15 protein-coding genes are annotated in these 15212 nt (G+C 74.9%); 8 read left to right on the top strand and 7 right to left on the bottom strand.

The window, feature by feature from the left end:
* The first annotated feature begins 176 nt into the window (after positions 1 to 176).
* Positions 177 to 1727: a DUF6056 family protein gene (locus ACFWUZ_RS30625; RefSeq protein WP_384380099.1), complete on the top strand. Its 1551-nt coding sequence runs from the start codon at positions 177 to 179 to the stop codon at positions 1725 to 1727.
* Between the two features lie 223 nt (positions 1728 to 1950).
* Here the strand turns inward: ACFWUZ_RS30625 and ACFWUZ_RS30620 are convergent, their stop codons facing one another.
* Positions 1951 to 3324: an LCP family protein gene (locus ACFWUZ_RS30620; protein WP_384380096.1), complete on the bottom strand. Its 1374-nt coding sequence runs from the start codon at positions 3322 to 3324 to the stop codon at positions 1951 to 1953.
* A gap of 392 nt (positions 3325 to 3716) precedes the next feature.
* Positions 3717 to 3935 (bottom strand): hypothetical protein, encoded by a 219-nt coding sequence (locus tag ACFWUZ_RS30615; protein WP_384380093.1) that lies wholly within the window; start codon positions 3933 to 3935, stop codon positions 3717 to 3719.
* Positions 3936 to 4189: 254 nt separating this feature from the next.
* Between ACFWUZ_RS30615 and ACFWUZ_RS30610 the strand changes: the two genes are divergently transcribed.
* The gene (locus tag ACFWUZ_RS30610; protein ID WP_384380090.1) at positions 4190 to 5005 is read left to right on the top strand and encodes a DUF1206 domain-containing protein; all 816 of its coding nucleotides are present in this window, start codon (positions 4190 to 4192) and stop codon (positions 5003 to 5005) included.
* Positions 5006 to 5040: 35 nt separating this feature from the next.
* Here ACFWUZ_RS30610 and ACFWUZ_RS30605 read toward each other — a convergent pair whose 3' ends face one another.
* The gene (locus tag ACFWUZ_RS30605) at positions 5041 to 6387 is read right to left on the bottom strand and encodes an MFS transporter (RefSeq protein ID WP_384380087.1); all 1347 of its coding nucleotides are present in this window, start codon (positions 6385 to 6387) and stop codon (positions 5041 to 5043) included.
* A gap of 103 nt (positions 6388 to 6490) precedes the next feature.
* On the opposite strand from ACFWUZ_RS30605, the gene ACFWUZ_RS30600 reads away from it, so the two are divergent.
* From ACFWUZ_RS30600 to ACFWUZ_RS30585, 4 genes are all read left to right on the top strand, one after another.
* On the top strand, positions 6491 to 7525 hold the full coding sequence (locus ACFWUZ_RS30600; RefSeq protein ID WP_384380084.1) for an ArsR family transcriptional regulator: 1035 nt from the start codon (positions 6491 to 6493) through the stop codon (positions 7523 to 7525).
* Between the two features lie 140 nt (positions 7526 to 7665).
* Positions 7666 to 9105 (top strand): amidase, encoded by a 1440-nt coding sequence (locus ACFWUZ_RS30595; protein ID WP_384380081.1) that lies wholly within the window; start codon positions 7666 to 7668, stop codon positions 9103 to 9105.
* A gap of 145 nt (positions 9106 to 9250) precedes the next feature.
* Positions 9251 to 9397, top strand: coding sequence for a hypothetical protein (locus ACFWUZ_RS30590; protein WP_384380078.1), 147 nt, complete (start codon positions 9251 to 9253; stop codon positions 9395 to 9397).
* 622 nt (positions 9398 to 10019) lie between these two features.
* Positions 10020 to 10325 (top strand): hypothetical protein, encoded by a 306-nt coding sequence (locus tag ACFWUZ_RS30585; protein WP_384380076.1) that lies wholly within the window; start codon positions 10020 to 10022, stop codon positions 10323 to 10325.
* A gap of 294 nt (positions 10326 to 10619) precedes the next feature.
* On the opposite strand, the gene ACFWUZ_RS30580 is transcribed toward ACFWUZ_RS30585, so the two are convergent.
* Positions 10620 to 12125 carry a UDP-N-acetylmuramoyl-L-alanyl-D-glutamate--2,6-diaminopimelate ligase gene (locus ACFWUZ_RS30580; RefSeq protein WP_384380073.1) on the bottom strand — a complete coding sequence of 502 codons (1506 nt, stop codon included), beginning with the start codon at positions 12123 to 12125 and terminating at the stop codon, positions 10620 to 10622.
* Positions 12126 to 12353: 228 nt separating this feature from the next.
* Positions 12354 to 12506 carry a hypothetical protein gene (locus ACFWUZ_RS30575; RefSeq protein WP_384380070.1) on the bottom strand — a complete coding sequence of 51 codons (153 nt, stop codon included), beginning with the start codon at positions 12504 to 12506 and terminating at the stop codon, positions 12354 to 12356.
* Positions 12507 to 12721: 215 nt separating this feature from the next.
* Here ACFWUZ_RS30575 and ACFWUZ_RS30570 point away from each other — a divergent pair, with 215 nt between their 5' ends.
* Positions 12722 to 13048: a GYD domain-containing protein gene (locus ACFWUZ_RS30570; protein WP_384380067.1), complete on the top strand. Its 327-nt coding sequence runs from the start codon at positions 12722 to 12724 to the stop codon at positions 13046 to 13048.
* A 72-nt stretch (positions 13049 to 13120) separates the two neighbouring features.
* On the opposite strand, the gene ACFWUZ_RS30565 is transcribed toward ACFWUZ_RS30570, so the two are convergent.
* A complete protein-coding gene (locus ACFWUZ_RS30565) occupies positions 13121 to 13678 on the bottom strand; it encodes a pyridoxamine 5'-phosphate oxidase family protein (protein ID WP_384380065.1) in 558 nt (185 codons plus the stop codon).
* Between the two features lie 285 nt (positions 13679 to 13963).
* Positions 13964 to 14197, bottom strand: a complete 234-nt coding sequence (locus tag ACFWUZ_RS30560) for a hypothetical protein (protein ID WP_384380062.1) — start codon at positions 14195 to 14197, stop codon at positions 13964 to 13966.
* A gap of 474 nt (positions 14198 to 14671) precedes the next feature.
* On the opposite strand from ACFWUZ_RS30560, the gene ACFWUZ_RS30555 reads away from it, so the two are divergent.
* On the top strand, positions 14672 to 15190 hold the full coding sequence (locus ACFWUZ_RS30555; RefSeq protein WP_384380059.1) for a DUF488 domain-containing protein: 519 nt from the start codon (positions 14672 to 14674) through the stop codon (positions 15188 to 15190).
* Positions 15191 to 15212 lie beyond the last annotated feature (22 nt).

Below are 15212 nucleotides of genomic sequence, written 5' to 3'. Positions count from 1 at the left end.
CACACCCGCCGCCCGGGTGAGCGCGGTGCCGCCCACCCGACCCGTCCTGGCGCACCCGGGATGCCGGTCGCGGCGAGCCGTGCACACCATGGGTACGCGCGCGCCGTGCGGTCACCGCTGTCAGCGGGGTGCACCGGCCGCCTCTCCGGCCGGATCCTGCTGAGAAGGGATGGTGGATGAGCACTGCCGCGGTCGAGGACGAGGACGTCCGGACCCCTTCGTCCCCCGGGAGCGGAGGAAAGGGCCCTCGCCCCTTCCTGTACCGGGTCCTCCCGGTGGCCGGGGCGACGCTCGTCGCGGCTGCCGGATCCCTGATCGCCGTCGGCTGCTTCCTCGGCCTCTACCTGCGGCCCACCTCCGACGACTGGTGCGCCGGCTGGAAGGCCCGGGACCTGGGGGTCCTCGGCCTCACGTCCGACTTCTACCTGACCCAGAACGGCAGGGTCGCCAACGCCTTCCTGAGCGGCGTCGTCTACGGGGACGGGTGGGCCGGGACGAAGATCCTGCCGACGGTCATCGCCGTCTCCTTCACCGCCGGGCTGGTCCTGCTGGGGAGTCGTGTCATCCGGGTCCTCGGGGGCAGACCCCGCTTGCCGGTCCTGCTCGCCTGCGCCCTGGTCCTCCAGGCGCTGCTGTACTTCGCGGGGACCCGCAGCTACCAGGTGCTGCTGTGGGCCCCCGCCACGATCTCCCACACCCTTCCGAGCGTCATCGGCCTATGGGCGCTCCTGCTGGCCGTCCGGACCGTACGCCATCCCCGTGCCGCCGTCCGCGTGGCCGGGAACGCCTCGGCGTTCCTCGTCGGCTTCGCGCTCGGCACGCTGAGCGAGCCGTTCGCGCTCGTCAGCGGGCTGCTCGCCGCCTCGGTCGGGCTGCTGTGCCTGCCCCGCCTCGGTCCGGCGCGCGACCGGCGCACGTCCGCCTGGTGCCTGCTCTGGTGTTCCGGCCTAGTCTGCGGGCTGGTCGTGCTCTACACCTCCCCGGGCGCCCGGTGGCGCCGGTCCCAGCAGCCCGACAGGGAGTCGGTGCTCTCGGGGGGCGAGTTGCGGGGCACCTTCGAGGACTGGCTGCACATGTGGGGCACCGTCACCGGCCAGTGGGCCTATCTCGGAGCCCTCGCCGCCGGCGTGCTGCTGGGGCTGGCGAGCGGGTTCCGCGGGTCCGGGGCCAGGTCCGGGCCCGGGAATCGGGGGCCGCGCCGGAGCGTCCCGCGCAAGGTGCTGGTCACCGTGCTGCTGCTCCCCCCGGCCGTGGTGCTGCTCGGTTCGTTCGCGGTGGCGGTGGGTCTGCGCAGCGGTTACGGGCCGGGCGGGTGGACGTACGCCCGTACCTGGACGAGTTTCCTCGTACCGATGGAGCTGGCGCTGTGCGGCTACGGCGCACTGGTGGGCGCATGGGGCGCCCGGTGGCTGTCGGACCGGCCCAGGGCCGGCACGGTCCTCGCGGCCGGCGCCGTGGGGGCGGCCTGCCTGACGCTGGCCTCACTGGCCGCGCTCGTCCCGGACGTCCAGCGGCTCACGACCACCACGGTCGCGCGTTCCGTGGCCTGGGACGCCCAGAACACCCGTATCCGGGCCGAGGTCGCCCGGGGCGTCACGGACGTGGGCTACCGGCCCCTGTACATCGGTGGTCTGGCCGAGCCCTTCTTCACGGGGAACTACCGGCGGGACTGGGTCGCGGCCTGCGTGTCGAAGTGGTACGGCGTGGACCGGATCCACCGCTCCTGAGCCGCGGCCGGACGTCCGGGTGCGTTGCCACCCGGTCCTGTACGAGGTGCAGGAGGCCGCCCCTGCGCCTGAACGCCGCCGCCGACCCGGCCCGTCCCTGCGCGGCGTCTCTCCCAGCCTCTTCAGGGGACTTGGAGTGCGCTGCTCCGGCCCGACGGCGGTCGAAGCCCGCCCGCGGCGGCGGTGAGCGAGGACGCTCTGCCGCTGCCGGGTGCGCGGCGCGTCAAGGCCGCGGGGCGCCTGCGGCGGTGGTGGGCCCGGGCGGTTTCGGCGTGCCGGGGCAGCGGAGGGTGTCGGCGGTCACGGGGGCGCCTTCGGCGGTGTTGCGGTCGAAGGTGACGGTCTTGACCGGGACGGGCTGCGTGCCGACGGCGACGTCGAGGGCCGTGTCGTGGTGGGGGACTTCCTGGAGGCGGGCGCCGGGCAGGGCGGCCGCGAGGGTGGCCGCCTCCTCCTCGCGGCCGGGGGCGTAGCTGATGACCGGCGGGCCGGCCGGGCGGACCGGCGGGGCGGACGGCGAGGTGTCGGTGACGGCGAATCCGTTGCGGCCCAGGGCCGCGGCGAGGGTCGCGTCGTCCACGCGGACCTTGATCTTGGCGGGGTCCACCGCGGCCGGGGTTTCCGGAACGGGCTGGATGCGGGTGTCTCCCGTGACGGGCCGGTCCGCGGCCAGGGCCTCCCACAGCGCGGCGGAGCGGGCCTCGTCCCAGACGAGGGTGGAGCCGACGCCCGGCACGCGGTGGTCGAAGAGGCGGATGGGGACGGTGGCGAACTCGGTGCGTTCGGGGCGGAGGCGGCCGAGGGCCCGGCCGATGCGGATCAGGTCGTCGAGCCCGGTGTGCGCGTCGGTCCGTACGGACTTCAGCAGGGTGCGGGCCGTCTTCGCGGTGCTCACCGGTCCGGACAGGGCGCCTTCGGCGGTGAGGCGGGCCAACAGGTCGTTCACCAGGCGTTGCTGGCGGCGTACGCGGCCGAGGTCCCCCGGGCGGTTGATGTGGCGGGCGCGGGCGTAGCGGAGTGCTCCGTTTCCGTCGGTGTGGTGGACGCCGGCGGTGATGTCGAGGCCGGAGCCGTCGTCCTTCAGCGGCTTGTCCGTGCAGACGGTGGCACCGCCGAGGTTGTTCACCGTCTGCTCGAAGCCGGTGAAGTCGGTCTCCAGGTAGTGGTGGATGTGCAGGCCGGTGGCCTTCTCCACGGTGCGTACGCTCAGCGGGCCGGAGCCGGCCTTGAACGCGCCGTTGATCTTCCCGAAGCGGGCGGGGAGCGGGGCCGCGGGCGGAGCGCCGGGCGGGGCCGCCGGGTCGGCGTACTGGACGTACGAATCGCGGGGGATGGAGACGATGCTCGCCCGCCGCCCGTTCTCGGAGAGGTGTACGAGCATCATCACGTCGGTGCAGTTGCACCCCTCGCCGCCCACGTGGAGGCGGCGTTTCTCGGCGGCCGAGAGGCCGGCGCGGCTGTCGATGCCGACGACCAGGATGTTGGTGCCCCGGCCGGCGCCCGGCGTGTCCCGCTCGGCGGAGAGGGCCCGCGAGCCTGCGTACGAGCCCCCGGCGAGGGTGGCCAGCAGCGTGAGGGCAACAGTGAGTCGGCGCAAGACTGATCCCCGAATGAGTGCCGAAGCTGACAGATCGGGACAATAGCTGCATATGGGGCGGGAGCCGGCGCTCCGCGCCCGGAGCCGTGGCCGTGTCGCCGCGGACGTACGTGCCGCGGGCCCGTGACCGGGGCCCGCGGCGCGGCCGGACGGGTCAGACCCTGGCGAGGCGGTCCGTGCCGTCGAGGACGGCGAGTTCGCCCGCGGGCAGTCCCCCAGCCGCAGGTGAGGGTGTCGCAGTTCGGGAACCCGGTTCACCGGGAGGCTCCCTGGGGGGCGGGCAAGGGCGCCGTGCCGGGGACGAGTTCGCCGACGTCGATGCGGTGGCGGTCGGTGCGCACCAGGCGGAACTCGGCTTCGGGCAGTACGTGGACCGGCCGGCCCGACCACGGCTACCAGGCCCGCCTGCCGTACACGCCCGGCCGCCCGCCCGTGGCGTCGGCGACCGCGCGGTCCAGGGACGGCCGGCTGAAGGCCTCCTGGGGTGCCAGGCAGCGCACGAGTTCCGCGACCTGCTCCCCGATCCGGTCGTGGACCTCGCACCGGAGGGGCGATGCGCGCAGCGTGGACAGAGCGGCGGCGTCGTCGGGCCGTGCCAGGCCAAGCAACACGGGACGAAACGATTCGCTCGCCTGCCGGCACCGAGTCCGGCGACTGCGGGAGTTCTCGGCGGCGGCGCCCGCTGCCTTCCCCGTGAACCCCTTGCAGCGCAGCCACGTCCCGTACGGCGCCCTGCCACCGCATCGGCCGGGGCGGGAAGGCGTGCGGTGGGCGGTCCTGGGCAGGCGGAAGCCGTGGGGACCGCCGTGTGGCGGACGCCGTCGGGGCGTCGGACGGCGACCCGCCAGGGGAGGAGGAGAGCCGGATGAGACGTTCCACCCGCTCGACGGCACAGTCCGGGGCGATCACCGTGGCGGCCCGCTGCGGGTTGGCGGCGCGCGGCGTGCTCTACGTACTGGTCGGCTTCATCGCGCTCCGCATCGCCTTCGGGACCGGCGGCGGCGAGGCGGACCGGACCGGGGCGCTGCAGGAACTGTCCGGGCACACCTTCGGTGGCGTCCTGGTGTGGGCCGTCGGCATCGGCTTGGCCTGCATGGCCCTGTGGCGGCTTTCCGAGGCCGTCTTCGGCGCCGCCGGCCCTGACGGCCGCAAGCCCGGCAAGCGGCTGGCCTCGGCCGGCCGGACCGTCTTCTACGGGGTCGTCGCCTTCTCGGTCCTCGCCTTCGCCGCGGGCAGCGGCAGCGGCAGCGGCGGTGGCGGTGGCGACCAGCAGTCCCGTGACGTCACCGCCCGGGTGCTGGACATGGCGGCGGGGCAGTGGCTCGTGGGTCTCGCCGGGGCCGCCATCGCGGTTGCGGGTGTGGTCATCGCCGTCCGCGCGGCCATGCGGACCTTCCGCAAGCGCATGGACCTGTCCGGGGTGCCGGACGGGGTCCGTCGGGCCGTCGAAGTGGTGGGAGTGGTCGGGGGCGTCGCCCGCGGTGCGGTGTTCACGGCGGCGGGCGGATTCGCCGTGCACGCCGCGGTGCGGTTCGATCCGGCACAGGCGAAGGGGATAGACGACACGCTGCGGGCCTTCGCGGACACGCCGGCCGGCCCGTGGCTGCTGGTGGCGGTGGCGGCGGGCCTGATGGTGTTCGGCGTGTTCTCCTGGGCGATGGCGGCCTGGCGCAAGGTGTGACCCCCCGCCCCGTCCGGGGGTGGCCGTGCCCCGGTTCAGGGGCGAGGGTGGCGGGGACCTGGGCATGCCGACGGCATCCGGGCCCCGCCGCCTCCGGCGTCCGCGTCCCGGCGGCCCTCCCTGCCCCTGTCCCCTCCCCGGTTCTTGCCCCCTTCCTGGTCCCGGCGGCCGTCCCGCGGCGCTACGCCCGCCCGGCCGTTCGCCCGGCCGGCGCCGGGGCCGGTGCGGGACGGCCACAGGTGGCGGGCCAGGGCTCCCGTGGCGAGCAGGCCGATCAGCATGCACACCGCGGGCCAGCCGTACGCGGTGTGGAGGCGGACGCCCAGCCAGGAACCGGCCGTCCCGCCGGTGTAGGCACAGGTCATGTACGCGGTGTTGAGCCGGCTCCGGGCGTCCGGGCGCAGTGCGTACACCCGTGTCTGGTTGGCCACCGCCCCGCACTGCATGGCGACGTCCAGCAGCAGGATGCCCGCCGCCAGCGAGACGAGCCCCGCGGTGCCCCCGCGGGCACCGGCCGCGAGGACCGGGGCCGCGCCCAGCACACCGAGCAGCGACACCAGGTTGACGGGACCCGGCCCGTGCCGGTCCACCAGCCGCCCGGCCACGGGGGTGCAGAGCATGGTCACCCCGCCCACCAGCGCCAGCAGGCCGACGGCCTCCGCTCCCCGCCCGTACGCCGGCCCGGTCAGCAGCAGGGCCACGCAGGTCCAGGCGGCCGAGAACCCTCCGAAGACGGCGGCCTGGTAGAGGCAGGACCGGCGCAACTGCGGCTCCGCGCGCAGCAGCCGCAGCGGCTCGGTCAGGATCTCCGCGTACGGCCGGCGCGCCGCCGTCGGGGTCGTCACCGGCACCGCGTACGCGAGGACGGCCGCGAGCAGCAGGGCCACCACCGCGGCCACCAGGTACGGCGCCCGCCAGCCCAGCCGCTCGCCGAGCACCCCGCTGAAGGTGCGGGCCAGCAGCATGCCGCCGGTCGATCCGCTCAGCAGCGTGCCCAGTACGGCGCCCCGCCGCCCGGGTTCCACCAGGCCCGCCGCCATCGGACCGATGATCTGCGCGGCCACGGTGGTCAGTCCCACCAGGGCGCTCGCCGCGACCAGCGGCGGCAGCGCCGGCGCGCAGCCCGCGGCCAGCAGGGCGAGCCCGGTCAGCGACAGGAGCACGACCAGCAGCGAGCGGTGCCGGAACCGGTCGCCCAGCGGTACGAGCAGGACCATCCCGGCGGTGTAGCCGATCTGGGTGGCCGTCACCACGAGGGTGGCCGTGCCGGCCGGGACCCCCAGCCCCTCGGCGACCAACGGGCCCAAGGCCTGCGGGAAGTACAGGTTGCCGACGGCGACGGCGCAGGCCACGGCGAGGAGCAGCACCAGGCGGCGGCTCATCCGGGCACCCCGGCGGCCGGGCGGGCGGGGAGGTCGAGGAAGGTCATGGGAGCCAGTGCACGGCGCCGCACGTGCCCTGCCAATTGATGTAGCTTACGGCTTAATGATCAGTTTCGAGCTGGGCGTGGAGGACCTCGCCGACACCCGGTTCGCCCTCTCGCCTCTCGGCGAGACCGTCCTGAGCCTGCGGGTGCTGCGCGATCCCGGAGTGTCCCCGCTGCACCTGCCGTGGCGCAGCGCGGTCCTCGGCCGGCTCGGTGGCCTGGACACCGCTCTGCTGACGGCGCTGGTGGCGGACCGGCTGACGCTGCCCGACTTCCTCACCCCGCGGCCGGCCGTCTTCGAGCCGGACTTCGAAGCGGAGCTGGCCGTGGTCCGCCGCACCCCGGCCGGCCTGGTGAGCCGTGACCTGGCGGCCGCGCACGCCCCCGACCCGCTGCCGGAGCCGCTGCGCGCGGCGGCCGCCGGCGGGGAGGGGTCCGTCCTCGCGCTGCGGGACCGGATCTGCGTGCTCCTGCACCGCTACTGGGAGGCCGCCGTGCGGCCGGCCTGGCCGCAGATCCGGCTCGTCGCCGAGGCGGACATGACCTACCGGGCGCGGCAGCTCGCCCGCGGCGGCGCCCGGCTGCTCTTCTCCGACATGCACCCCCAACTGCGCTGGGAGGACGCCGGGTCCCGGGGTGTGCTGCACGTCGACCGCACCATCAAGAGCTTCCGGACGGCGGCGTCCGGCCGGGGGATGCTGCTCGTGCCCTCCGTGTTCGCGCACAAGTGCGCGCCGCCGGTGGGCCCGGCGGAGCCGCCGTCCCTGCTCTATCCCTGCCGTGGCGTGGCGACGCTGTGGGAGCCCGAACCCGCCGCCGGCCCCGCCGGACCCTCCGGTCAGGACCCCCGGGCCGCCCTCGTACCGCTCATCGGCGCGGCGCGGACGCGGCTGCTCGTCCTGCTCGCGGAGCCGCTGGCCACGGTGGAGCTCGCCCGCCGCCTGCGCGTGACGCCCAGCGCCGTCTCCCAGCACCTGGGCGTCCTGTACGCCGCCGGGCTGGTCGACCGGGCCCGCGACGGCCGTCGCGTGCTGTACCGGCGAAGCCCCCTCGGCGACGGGCTCACCGGAGGGCGGGGCGGCGGTGCCTCCTGAGGGAGCTGTGCGCGGGCGACGGGGACGGGCGGGCCCGCGGTCCTGGAACGGCGGGGCTCCGCCCGGCGCTTGACGGGCGGAGCCCGTGCCACCAGCCTTGCCGGAGTTACCGGCAGGTAGGCGGCGAGGGGATGGTGGCCATGGTCAGGAACGGCGCACGCGGCGGGGAACAGGACCGCGACGACGCGGAGTCCATGTTCCAGGGGATCGAGCGGCAGGCCGAGCTGGTGCGTACCGGCAAGACCACCTCCCGGGCCCTCGTCGAGGCCGCGCTGCGCCGCATCGCCCGTATCGACCCCGCCCTGGGGGCCTTCCGCGTCGTCCTCGCCGAGCAGGCCCTCGCGGAGGCCGATGCCCGTGACGCGGCGAGAGCGGACGGGCCCCTCCACGGCGTGCCCGTCGCGGTCAAGGACGAGCTGGACGTCGCGGGGCAGGTCACCACCTTCGGCGGCGCCGCCAACCGCACCCCCGTCACGGCCGATTCCGAGGCCGTACGCCGCTTGCGCGCTGCCGGAGCCGTGGTCATCGGCAAGACGGCGATGCCCGAGTTCGGCCAGTGGCCGTTCACCGAATCCGCCGCCCACGGCCACACCCGCAACCCCTGGGACACCACCCGCACCCCCGGCGGATCCAGCGGAGGCAGCGCCGCGGCGGTCGCGGCCGGCCTGGTCGGGGCGGCGCTGGGCGGTGACGGCGGCGGGTCCATCCGCATCCCGGCCGCCTGCTGCGGCGTCTTCGGCCTCAAGCCCCAGCGCGGCCGGGTGTCCACCGCCCCGCACCCCCACCTGTGGTACGCCCTCGGCACCGTGGGACCCCTGACCCGCAGCGTGCGGGACGCAGCGCTGCTCTACGACGTCCTCGCCGGCACCACCCCCGCCGACCGCTGGAGCGCCCGCCCGGCTGCCACGAGCTGGCTTCGGGCCCTGGAGACCCCGCCCGGCCGGCTGCGCATCGGGTACTCCGCCAAGCCCGCGGTGCCCGGGGTGCGCCCGCATCCGGCGCACGTCGGGGCCCTGCTGGAGACCGTAGGGGCGCTGCGCGGACTGGGCCATGACGTCCGGGAGGTCGACCCCCGCTACCCGGATGCGACGGCGTCCTTCGCCGCGCAGTTCTGCGGCGGGGTGCGGGCGGAGGCCGCCGCCGTCGAGCGGCCCGATCTACTGGAGCGGCGCACCCGCCGCACCCTCGCGCTCGCCCGGCTGGTCCCCGGGTCCGCGGTGGAACGCGGGGTCCTGGCGGGCGAGCGGCTGGCGGAGCGCGTCGACCGGATGTTCACCACGATGGACCTGCTGCTGACTCCGGTCGTCGCCGAGCGCCCGCGCCCGGTCGGTGCGCTGGACGGCGCCGGGCTGCTGACGGCGCTGGCGCGTTCGCGGCCGATGGTCGCCTACACCGCGCTGTGGAACGTCACCGGGCATCCGGCCGCCTCCGTACCGGCCGGCCAGGGCGGCGACGGGCTGCCGCTCGCCGTGCAGTTGGTGGGCCGCCGCGACGACGAGGTGGGCGTGCTGCGGGTGGCGGCGCAGCTGGAGGCGGTCCGGCCGTGGGCGCAGCGACGTCCGGGGCCGCCGGCCGCCTGACCGCGGCCGTCCCGCGGCGCTGAACGGGGGGCGGCTCGTCGCGGGACGGCCCCGAGGAGACGCCCGGCATCGCCGGACGCGTTTCGACGGGTCGTCGGCGGGCACACGACGTAGCGTCAGGAAGACCCACCCATCGGGAGCGCACATGTCCGGACTACTCGCCAAGATCAAGCAGTTCAGCCGCAGCCCCCAGGGTCGGCAGACGATCGCCTCGGTTCGACGTGCGGCTGCCGACCCGCGCAAGCGGGAGCAGGCCCGCGGACTGCTCGGACGGCTCCGCGGCAAGCGCTGACGGCAGGCTTCCGGACGGCCGGGCCCGGCCGGCGCACCCACCTGCTGCCGGCCGGGAAGGTCTCCCAGCTGCTCAGCGGTGACGGCACGGGAGCCTTCGCGGGCAGCGGCAACCTCGTCGGCGGCGCCCCCGTGGACCTGGTCGCCGCCCGCAACCCGGCGAATCCCGGGAAGAAGATCAAGGCGGCCGCCGACTGGGAACCCACCCTCACCGCCTGACTGGAACCCGCCGCCGGACTGCCCGCGAAGCTGGCGGCGACGGCAGGCGTCGGCGTCCTCACCGAGAACTGCGGCAGGGCCGCACCCGCCCCCTCAGGCCAGGGGCCTGCGGCCGTACGCTGACGGTCGCCGCGGCCCACCGGACCGTCCAGGCGGCCGTCGACGCCGCTGCCGCGGGCGATACCGTCCTCGTCGCACGCGGCACCTACCGGGAGACGGTGAAGGTCCCCACCGCCAAACGCGGGCTGCCCCCACGGCGCGGCCGGCCATGCCGAGGACGTCGTCATCACCTGCGACAACGCCTCCGGCACGCCGAAGCCCGGCGGCGGCACCTACGGCACCGCGGGCAGTGAGACGCGACCTTCGCGGCGGACGACGTCACCGTCACCGTCACCGTCACCGGCGTGACGGTGCAGAACACCTGGCAGCGGTCGGCGCACCCGGGGGCAAGGACACTCGGACCGTGGCCCTCCACGCGACCGGCGACCAGCGACCGCCCGAGGTACCTCAATTCGTGCTTCATCGGGCACCAGGACGCCGTCCTCGACTGGGCCCCCTCGGCCACCGGCCAGTACCGGCAGTACTTCCGCCACTGCTTCATCGCGGGATACGTCGACTTCGTCTTCGGCGACCGGGGCGCCCGGCCGGCGGACACCACGGCTACCTCGCCCCGCCGAACACCGACGTGGCGAAGCCGCACGGGATCCTGATCACCGACAGCACGATCAGCAGCCCCGCCCGGCCCGGCGCCTGGAGAGCCAGACCTCCCGGGGGGACGGCGGACCTGCACAGGCGCCGCCCAGCAGGACCCGGTGCCCGCCGACAACAGGGCCACGGCGACCACCTCGGTGGACAACGCCCGCGGCTGCACGATCAACGGCCGCTTCAGCTGTCCCTGGCCCGCCCCTGGCCCGTCCGTGCACCGTGAGCCGTCGCCGCCCGGCGGCGACGCCCACGCGCGGCGACGGCTCACAGGCACCGCACGGCGAACGCGCCGACGAGGTCTAGGCGTTCCGGTCCCCGGTGGTCCGGACGAGGTCGCGTACGGTCGCCATGTCGCTGAAGGGAAGCAGTGCCTCGCCGACGATCTGGTGCGGCTCGCTGCCCTTTCCGGCGATGAGGACGACGTCGTCGGGCCGCGCGGCGGTCAGCGCGAGCCCGATGGCCCGCCGCCGGTCGGCGGAGCGCTCGTACGGCGTGCCGGTCGCCTCGATGCCGGGGGCGATCTGGTCCAGGATCAGTTCGGGGTCCTCGGTGCGGGGATTGTCCGAGGTCAGGACGCACAGGTCGGAGTGGGTTCCGGCGATCCGGCCCATCTCCGCCCGCTTGGTGGTGTCCCGGTCCCCTCCGCAGCCGAAGACGGTGATGACCCGGCCCCGGGCGAAGCCGCGGATGGCCGTGAGGACCTTGTCCAGGGAGTCGGGCGAGTGGGCGTAGTCCACGATCACCGACGTGCCGCCGGGGGTCACGAACCGTTCGAACCGGCCCGGTACGGGCGGCATCTGGGCGAGCGCGGCGACCAGTCCGTCGAGGTCGTGCCCCAGGACCCGGCAGGCGGCCACGGCCGCGAGCGCGTTGGACACGGAGAACCGGCCGGGGACCGGGACGGCCGCCTGGTACTCCCGGCCGGCGTGGTGCAGTGTGAACCGCGTGCCGGAGGCGTCCGCGATCAGGCCCGTGGCCCGGAAGTCGGCCTCCGCGTCGAGGCCGTACGTCGTGACCGCGCCCGGCATCATCGCCCTGATCCCGGCTCCCACGGCGTCGTCGACGTTGACCACCGCGTGCCGGCACAGTCCCTGGAACAGCCGCAGTTTGGCGTCCGTGTAGTGGGCCATCGTGCCGTGGTCGTCCAGGTGGTCCTGGGTCAGGTTGGTGAAGACGCCGACGTCGACGAACGTCCGGTCGACGCGGTACGTCTGCAGGGCCATCGAGGTCGCCTCCAGCACGACGCTGCCGGTGCCCTGGTCCCGCATGCGACCCAGGAGGTACTGGAGGTCGGGCGACTCCGGCGTGGTCAGCACCGAGGGCGGCATCGGGATCATCTCGTCGCCGATCCGGCTGCCCGCCGTCCCGATCACACCGACCGAGGCGCCCTCGGAGATCCTCAGCAGCGATTCGACCATGTAGGAGATCGAGGTCTTCCCGTTGGTGCCGGTGACCGCCACCACGTCCATCTGCCGGCCGGGCTCGCCGAAGTAGCGGGAGGAGACCACCGCAGCCGCCTTCCGGGTGTCGGACACCCGCACGAGGCACACCTCGGGCAGCAGTTCCCGCCCGGGCGGTGCGGCGGCGGCGCCGGCCGCGTCCACGAGCACCGCGACCGCCCCGCGCGCGAGCGCCGCGCCGATGGCGGCGGGGCCGCCACCGTGGTGGCCCGGTACGGCGATGAAGAGCGAGCCCGGCACCACCCGGTCGACGTCGAAGGTGGTACCCGCGGTGATGCGCGTCGCGTCGGCGTCGCCCTGGATGACGTGGTGCTCATGGCCGGTCAGCAGCCCGCTCAATTTCACGGTGGTCCCTTCGGAGGCGGCTACGGCCCGGCGTGCGGCCCTCGCCTGGCAGCAGCGCCGACGGAGCGTCGGGACTGCGGTGATCGTGTGCGCTGTGGGGCGGTGCTTCGCCCCGGGCGACGGCGCCGGGCCGGTCCGCGCGCGGCGGCCCGGCCGGGGTCCGGGGCAGGGCCCGTCGCGGAAGGTGGTGGTACGGGAGGATCCGGGCCGGGGCGCGGTGGGGAAGCGCTAGCCGTGGCCGTGCAGGGCGCCGCGGCCGGCCGTGGGGGCCTGGCCGTCGGCGGCGGCCCGGGGGCCGGCGCCCGTCCGGCCCGCGGAGAACGCACGCGCGGCGGGAGCGGCCTGCGGCAGGCACTCTCCGGTGATGCGTGTGCGGTTCATGGGCCGAGTGTACGGGCACTCGCGCGAGCCGTACGCCGCGTCGGCCCCGCGACGGCGGACGCCCGTTGCGGCGGGCCGGGGGTGGGGACGGCCCGGCGGCGACGGTCGCCCGTACGGGTGCGGTCCTTCCCGGCTGTTCGGGGGACGCGCGGCCGGTCCGGCTCTTCTCCGAACCCGCACGGGTACCCCTCGACGAAACGAAGGAGAGGGACACGATGGCGCTCTACCTGTCGAGGTTCAGCTACACGCCGGAGACGTGGGCGAGGCTGACCGGTCACCCCGAGGACCGGGCGAAGGCCGCCCAGTCGTACATCGAGTCCGTCGGCGGGAAGCTCCACGGCTTCTGGTACGCCTTCGGCACCCACGACGGCTACAGCCTGTGGGAGGCGCCGGACAACGTGGCCATGGCCGCGGTGGCACTGGCGATCAGCGGGGGTGGCGCGCTCAGCTCGTTCGAGACGACCGTGCTGCTGACCGTCGACGAAACGCTGGACGCCCTGCGCAGAGCCGGGGAGGTGCGGTACCGGCCTCCCGGCGCGTGACCGAGGGACGTACCGGGATCCGGCCCCGGCTCCGGCCACCCGCAGTCGGCCGGAGCCCGTGGGCCCGGTGGCTCAGAACGCCCACCGCGTGTGGGTGTAGACGCCGTCGTCCCGGCCGAAGCCGTACGCCGTGTCCGGAGCCACCGCGAACACCACGTCGTCCCCCTTGCGGAACGCGTCCCCCATCCCGTGGAAGGTGCCTTCGGGCGAGGTGATGTGCGGCCCGTACTTCGCCTCGAACGCCGCGATCACCTCCTCCAGCACCTCCGGGTCGGCAACCGGCTCCGCCGTGCCCTCGACCACGAGGTCGAGACCTTCGGTGAGGGAGTTCCGCCCGGTGGTGAGTGCGCAGTGGCCGTCGTGAGCGAGGTTCTTCGCCTTCTGTTCCCCCGTGCCGGTGGAGAAGTACAGCACCCCCTCGTGCCAGGCGGCGATCACGGGGGTGACGTGCAGCCGGCCGTCGGGCCGCACCGTGGACACCCAGAAGATCTCGGCGGCCTCCAGCTGCCGCTGGGCCTCGGCCCATGGGGTGGCGGTGACGTCCGCGGCGCCCGGGCGGGGGTTGAGCGCGGCGCTGTAGCGGGCGTCGAGTTCGGTCGTGGGTCGTTCCGCAGGTTCCTGTGGTGGCATGGGGAGCTCCTTCCTCTCCCCCATCCAACGGCGGCCCGGTGCCGGCCCGAACGCCCGATCGGGGGGCGGAGTACCGGCGCGGGGCTTCGGCGGCGCACCGCACCGATCATCCTCTGCGCACCGTCTGCGGCGGCAACGGGGCCCTCGCCTCGGGGTGCACGGCACCGCCTTCCACCAGGGCACCCCCGGCGACCGCCGCCGGCGTCACGGGCCCGGAGCTGGTCCGGCTCCTCCTGCCGGACGCGCTGTAGGGGCACGGCGGCACCGAACTCCTCCGCGGAACTCCTACGTGAGCGACACCCGGCAGGCGCTCACCGCGGTCCCGTTGGTCACACCGCCTTCGGTCAGGGTGGACACACACCGCTCGTGGTCGCCGGCCAGGCCGACGTAACATCCCGTATGGACGTACTCCGGGGCCTCGCCGCCCTGCAGTTCCCGTTCGACCTGGTTGATGCAGGCCGTGACGTCCGCGTGGGCGGCGGGGGCCGTGAAGGCCACTCCACCGAGTGCGAGGGTCAAGCCGGTGAGAACACCTGCGATACGAGTCGACGTGCGCATGGGACGCAAACCTGCTCTCCGGGATCGTCGCGCAGCCCGGAACCTGATGTGCCGGATCCGCGTGGAGACGGCGCCGAACGCACGCGACCCGCATACAGCCGCTGGGCCCGGCCCCCGCACCGGACCGGCTCGGCAGGGCCCCTTCCCTCCTTCGACGCTAGAACAGCCCCTGGCCGCACGCACCCGCTGGAGCCCTTCACCAGCAGGTGGGCGGGCCGACCGCCGCCGGCGACCTGCCGTGATCGGGATCTCGGGACCTCCGGCGCCGACGCGCCCCCTCCCCACCCCAACTCTGACCTGCTGTTCTCCGCGCATCCCTCTAGGCTTTGAAAGCCCTGCCCCACACTGGTCCCAGACCTGGAGGTACGCCATCACCTTCCGCGCCGGCACGCCGGTGAACGGTGACGCGCCCGACGAGCGCCTCAGACAGCTGCGATGAAGCGCATCGCGACGATCGGCGTCTACGAGTTCACTGCCGGAGCCTTCCTGGAGAAGCTCACCGGCGGGGGCGTGGGGCTGCTGCTCGACCTCCGCCAGCGGCGCGGTGTTCGGGGCCCCGAGTACTCCTGGGCGAACTCGGCGCGGCTGCAGCGCGCGCTCGCCGCGGCGGACATCGACTACCGGCACGTCAAGGAGCTCGCGCCGACGACGGAACTGCGCCACCTCCAGTACCGAGAGGACGACCGCCAAGGCGTGGGCAAGCGCAACCGCATCGCGCTGGCGGCCGAGTACGTCGAGCGCTACACCCGGGAGATCCTCGACCCGTTCGACCTCGGCGCGCTCGTGGCCGAACTTCCGGACGACTCGGCAACCGCCCTCTTCTGCGTCGAGCGCGACCCGGAGGCATGCCACCGCTCGCTCGTGGCCGAGCGCCTGCACGCAGAGCACGGTCTGCCCCTCACGCACCTCCGCCCGGGCCTGCCTCGCCGGTGGCGAGGACGCGCACCCGACTGAGGTGCGTGACGAGCGCCACATG

The sequence above is a fragment of the Streptomyces sp. NPDC058646 genome (assembly GCF_042716875.1).
Classification (GTDB): Bacteria; Actinomycetota; Actinomycetes; order Streptomycetales; family Streptomycetaceae; genus Streptomyces.
Note: the sequence above shows the minus strand (reverse complement) of the source record. Positions and strands in the feature narration are given on the sequence as shown.